Source organism: Sutterella parvirubra YIT 11816, assembly GCF_000250875.1.
In the GTDB taxonomy this organism is placed as follows: Bacteria; Pseudomonadota; Gammaproteobacteria; order Burkholderiales; family Burkholderiaceae_F; genus Sutterella; species Sutterella parvirubra.
In genome coordinates this window covers 7,935-12,836 of record NZ_JH604959.1, presented here as the reverse complement: position 1 = coordinate 12,836, position 4,902 = coordinate 7,935, and the positions used below count along the sequence as shown (strand labels likewise).

5 protein-coding genes are annotated in these 4,902 nt (G+C 64.6%); all 5 read left to right on the top strand.

Annotation, left to right across the window (positions count from 1 at the left end):
* A partial coding sequence (locus tag HMPREF9440_RS11930) for a cation diffusion facilitator family transporter (protein WP_245523574.1) occupies positions 1-478 on the top strand: 478 nt, incomplete at its 5' end.
* Positions 479-640: 162 nt separating this feature from the next.
* Complete coding sequence (locus tag HMPREF9440_RS05345; RefSeq protein ID WP_008542223.1) at positions 641-2,287, top strand: CTP synthase; 1,647 nt, start codon at positions 641-643, stop codon at positions 2,285-2,287.
* A 171-nt stretch (positions 2,288-2,458) separates the two neighbouring features.
* Positions 2,459-3,313, top strand: a complete 855-nt coding sequence (gene kdsA / locus HMPREF9440_RS05340; RefSeq protein ID WP_008542222.1) for a 3-deoxy-8-phosphooctulonate synthase — start codon at positions 2,459-2,461, stop codon at positions 3,311-3,313.
* Positions 3,314-3,387: 74 nt separating this feature from the next.
* Entirely contained in the window at positions 3,388-4,677 is a 1,290-nt protein-coding gene (eno, locus tag HMPREF9440_RS05335) for a phosphopyruvate hydratase (RefSeq protein ID WP_040763880.1), read from the top strand.
* A 25-nt stretch (positions 4,678-4,702) separates the two neighbouring features.
* The coding region (locus HMPREF9440_RS11925; protein ID WP_008542220.1) for a septum formation initiator family protein at positions 4,703-4,902 on the top strand (200 nt) is incomplete at its 3' end.

Sequence of the window (4,902 nt, the reverse complement as noted above, 5' to 3'; positions counted from 1 at the left end):
GGCGATCATCGCCGGTGCGGTGATCTGGATGGGCGGCCCCGCGATCGTCGACCCGATCCTCTCGATGCTGGTGGGGGTGCTCCTGCTTCACGCCACCTACGGGATCCTGCGGGACGCCTGCCGCGTGATGCTGGACAGCGTGCCCGAGGGCGTGCGCTTCGACGACGTGGGGCGGTTTCTTGAAGCGGTGCCGGGCGTGCGGCGCGTGCACGACCTTCACGTCTGGACGATGAGCCCGGGGCACGGCGCCATTCAGTGCCACGTGCGGATCGAGTCGCCGGAATGCTGGCCGAAGATTCTGGACGTCATCCGCGCGGGGCTTCACGAGCGCTTCGGGATCGACCACGTGACGGTGCAGCCCGAGTGGGATTTCAGAGGGAGCGAGAAGGACTGCGAGGTCTGCCGCACGTTCTCGGGCGTGCGCGAAGCGCCCGACGGCGAGACGCTCGCGAAGGACCTCGGCCGCACGTTGGTGTGAGGCTTTCGCCCCGCTCAAAACCCGTCTCGAAAAGAGGCTTCCCGGGTTCACCTCGGGAAGCCTTTTCATTAGAATGTCGCAAACTTCGGGCGCCGCCTTCTGCGTGGTTATAATGCCCGTTTTTCGTTTTCGTGGATCCTCACACACTGGGTTGGTAATCACATGACCAAGTACGTATTTGTGACCGGCGGCGTTGTCTCTTCCTTGGGCAAGGGCATCGCCGCCGCTTCTTTGGCGGCCATCCTTGAGTCCCGTGGGCTCAAGGTCACGATGATCAAGCTTGATCCGTACATCAACGTCGACCCGGGTACGATGTCGCCCTTCCAGCACGGTGAGGTTTTCGTGACGGAAGACGGCGCCGAGACCGACCTCGACCTCGGTCACTATGAGCGCTTCATCACGGCGAAGATGCACAAGCCCAACAACTTCACGTCGGGCCAGATCTACGAAAGCGTGCTCCGCAAGGAACGCCGCGGCGAATACCTCGGCAAGACCGTCCAGGTGATCCCGCACATCACGAACGAAATTCAGGAATTCATCCAGCGCGGCGCCGCGAGCGCCCACGACGGCAAGCCCGACGTCTGCGTCGTCGAAATCGGCGGCACGGTGGGCGACATCGAATCGCTCCCGTTCGTCGAAGCCGTCCGCCAGATGTCCTTCCGCGTCGGCCGCAACAACACGTGCTTCATCCATCTGACGCTCTGCCCGTGGATCCCGTCCGCCGGGGAACTCAAGACGAAGCCCACGCAGCACTCCGTGCAGAAGCTCCGCGAAGAAGGCGTCTACCCGGACATGTTGCTTTGCCGCGCCGAGCGCATGATCCCCGAAGGCGAACGCGCCAAGATCTCGCTCTTCTCGAACGTGCCGATGGACTGCGTGATCAGCGTCGCGGACGCTTCGACCATCTACGAAGTGCCGCTGATGCTCCACGCCCAGAAGCTGGACGAATTGGTCTGCAAGAAGTTGGGCCTCGAAACCGCGCCCGCGGACCTCTCCGCCTGGGAGCAGATCGTCGAGCGCATCAAGAACCCGAAGCGCGAAATCACGATCGGCATGGTCGGGAAGTACGTCGAGTACGCCGACAGCTACAAGTCGCTGAACGAAGCGCTCATCCACGCCGGCATCCACACGGAAACGAAGGTCCGCACGAAGCTGATCGACGCCACCCGCATCGAAGAGGAAGGCACGGCGGTTTTGGAAGGCCTCGACGCCATCCTCGTTCCGGGCGGCTTCGGCAAGCGCGGCACGGAAGGCATGATCAAGGCGATCGAATTCGCCCGCGAAAACAAGATTCCGTTCCTCGGGATCTGCCTCGGCATGCAGATGGCGATCGTCGAATTCGCCCGCCACGTCTGCGGTCTTGGCGGCGCCAACTCGACCGAGCTCGACCCCGGCACGCCGCACCCCGTCGTCGCCCTCATCACCGAGTGGAAGGACCGCACGGGCGAAGTGCAGAAGCGTGACGAAGAGAGCGACCTCGGCGGCACGATGCGTCTGGGCCGTCAGGAAGTTCCGGTCAAGGCCGGCACGCTCGCCCACCGCATCTACGGCGACGTCGTCGCGGAACGCCACCGTCACCGCTACGAAGTGAACAACGCCTACCTCGCGCAGTACGAAGAGAAGGGACTCGTCATTTCGGCGCGCACGCCCTCCGAGCACCTCCCCGAAATGATGGAGCTCCCGGGCCATCCCTTCTTCTTCGCGGTGCAGTTCCATCCGGAATTCACCTCGACCCCGCGCTTCGGCCATCCGCTCTTCAAGGCGTACGTCGAAGCCGCGATCGCGAAGCACGAAGAAAAGAACGCCTGATAAGATCAGGCCTTCCGGGGCGCTTTGAGAAGCGCCCCTCGTGGGACGCATCCGCAGGGCGGCGCAAGGCTTTGCGCCGCCCTTTACAAAATCCAGCGGGGGAAGCGCCGCGCCCGGGAAGCCGGACGCCGCGGCTGATACGGACCCCGCACACCATGGGAGGGCCGCAACGTGCAGCTCTGTGGTTTTGAGGCGGGCCTCGACCGCCCGTTCTTTCTCCTCGCCGGTCCCTGCGTGATCGAAGGCGAACAGATGGCCGTCGACATCGCCGGGACGATGAAGGCGATCACCGACGAGCTCGGCATCAACTACGTCTTCAAGGCGAGCTACGACAAGGCGAACCGCACCTCCGGGAAGAGCTTCCGCGGCCTCGGCATGGACGAGGGCCTGAGGATCCTCGCGACCGTGCGCGAAAAGGTGGGCGTCCCCGTCATCACCGACGTCCACACGACGGAGGAAGTCCCCGTCGTCGCGAAGGTGGTCGACATCCTGCAGACGCCCGCGTTCCTTTGCCGCCAGACGGACTTCATCCGCGCCTGCGCCGTCTCGGGCCTTCCCGTCAACATCAAGAAGGGCCAGTTCCTGGCTCCCGGCGACATGGCGAACGTCGTCGCCAAGGCCCGCGAAGCCGCGCGCGAAGCCGGGCTCTCGGAAGACCGCTTCATGGTGTGCGAACGCGGGGCTTCGTTCGGCTACGGGAACCTCGTCTCCGACATGCGCTCGCTCGCGATCATGCGTGAAACGGGCTGCCCCGTCGTCTTCGACGCGACGCACTCCGTGCAGCTCCCGGGCGGGAACGGCACGTGCTCGGGCGGCCAGCGCCAGTTCGTGCCCGTGCTCGCGCGCGCCGCGGTCGCGGCGGGCGTCTCGGGCCTCTTCATGGAAACGCACCCGAACCCGGCCTGCGCCCTCTCGGACGGCCCGAACGCGGTGCCCCTCGACAAGATGAAGGGGTTGTTGGAGAGCCTTCTCGAGCTCGACCGCGTCGTCAAGTCGCGTCCGCTTCTGGAAAACGACTTCGCCTAATGCTTCAGTCGCGAAGGATCCCCGGCGGGGTCCTTCGCGAATTTCACATCTTTACTGCCCTCAAGGAAAATCTCATGAGCGCCATCATTGACATCATCGGCCGTGAAGTTCTCGACAGCCGCGGCAATCCCACCGTTGAAGCCGAAGTCTGGCTCGAAAGCGGCGCGACCGGCCGCGCCGCCGTGCCCTCGGGCGCCTCGACGGGCGTGCGCGAAGCGATCGAACTGCGCGACGGCGACAAGTCCCGCTACCTCGGGAAGGGCGTCTTGAAGGCCGTCGGCAACGTCGAAGGCGAAATCGCCGACGCGCTGATCGGTCTCGAAGCGAGCGACCAGGCCCAGATCGACCGCCTGATGATTCAGTTGGACGGCACGGAAAACAAGAGCCGCCTGGGCGCCAACGCCATGCTCGCCGTCTCGATGGCGGTCGCGCGCGCCTCGGCCGCCGAAGCGGGCCTCCCGCTCTACCGCTACTTCGGCGGCATGGGCGCCGTGCAGATGCCCGTCCCGATGATGAACGTCATCAACGGGGGCGCGCACGCCAACAACAACCTCGACCTCCAGGAATTCATGATCATCCCGGTCGGGGCCCCGTCCTTCCGTGAAGCGCTCCGCTACGGTGCGGAAACGTTCCACGCCTTGAAGAAGATCATCAACGGCCGCGGCATGTCGACCGCCGTGGGCGACGAAGGCGGCTTCGCGCCGAAGTGCGAATCGCACGAGGAAGCCATCGAACTCATCCTCGAAGCGATCCGTGCCGCGGGCTACGAACCGGGGAAGGACATTGCGCTCGGTCTCGACTGCGCGAGCTCGGAATTCTTTGAGGACGGCTGCTACGTCATGAAGAAGTCCTCCGGCGCGCGTCTTACGGCCGAACAGTGGATCGAGGTGCTTGCCGGCTGGTGCGACCGCTACCCGATCATCTCGATCGAAGACGGCATGGCCGAAGGCGACTGGGAAGGCTGGAAGAAGTTGACGGATGCCCTCGGCAAGCGCGTCCAGTTGGTGGGCGACGACCTCTTCGTCACCAACCCCGCCATCCTCAAGGAAGGCATCGAGAAGGGCGTCGCCAACTCGATCCTCATCAAGGTGAACCAGATCGGCACGTTGACGGAGACGTTCGAAGCGATCGAAATGGCGAAGCGCGCCGGCTACACCGCCGTCGTCTCGCACCGCTCGGGCGAAACGGAAGACAGCACGATCGCGGACATCGCGGTGGGCTTGAACGCCGGTCAGATCAAGACGGGTTCGATGAGCCGCTCCGACCGCATGGCGAAGTACAACCAGCTCCTTCGCATCGAAGAGGGCCTGGGCGAAGTCGCCGTCTACCCCGGCCGCGCCGCCTTCTACTCGATCCGCGGCTGATTGAGGATTCAAGGAGGAGACGCCCTTGACGCGGTTCTTCATCGTTCTTTTGGCGGCGGGCATCGCCGTGCTGCAGTGGCAGCTCTGGGCCGGGCGCACGAGTTGGGATCGACTCCGTGAGCTCGAAGCCCAGCTTGCGGCGCAGAAGCGCCTCAACGCCGAACTGCGCGCCGGGAACGAGACGCTCGCGGCGGAACTCTACTCGTTGGAGAACCGCCGGGACGC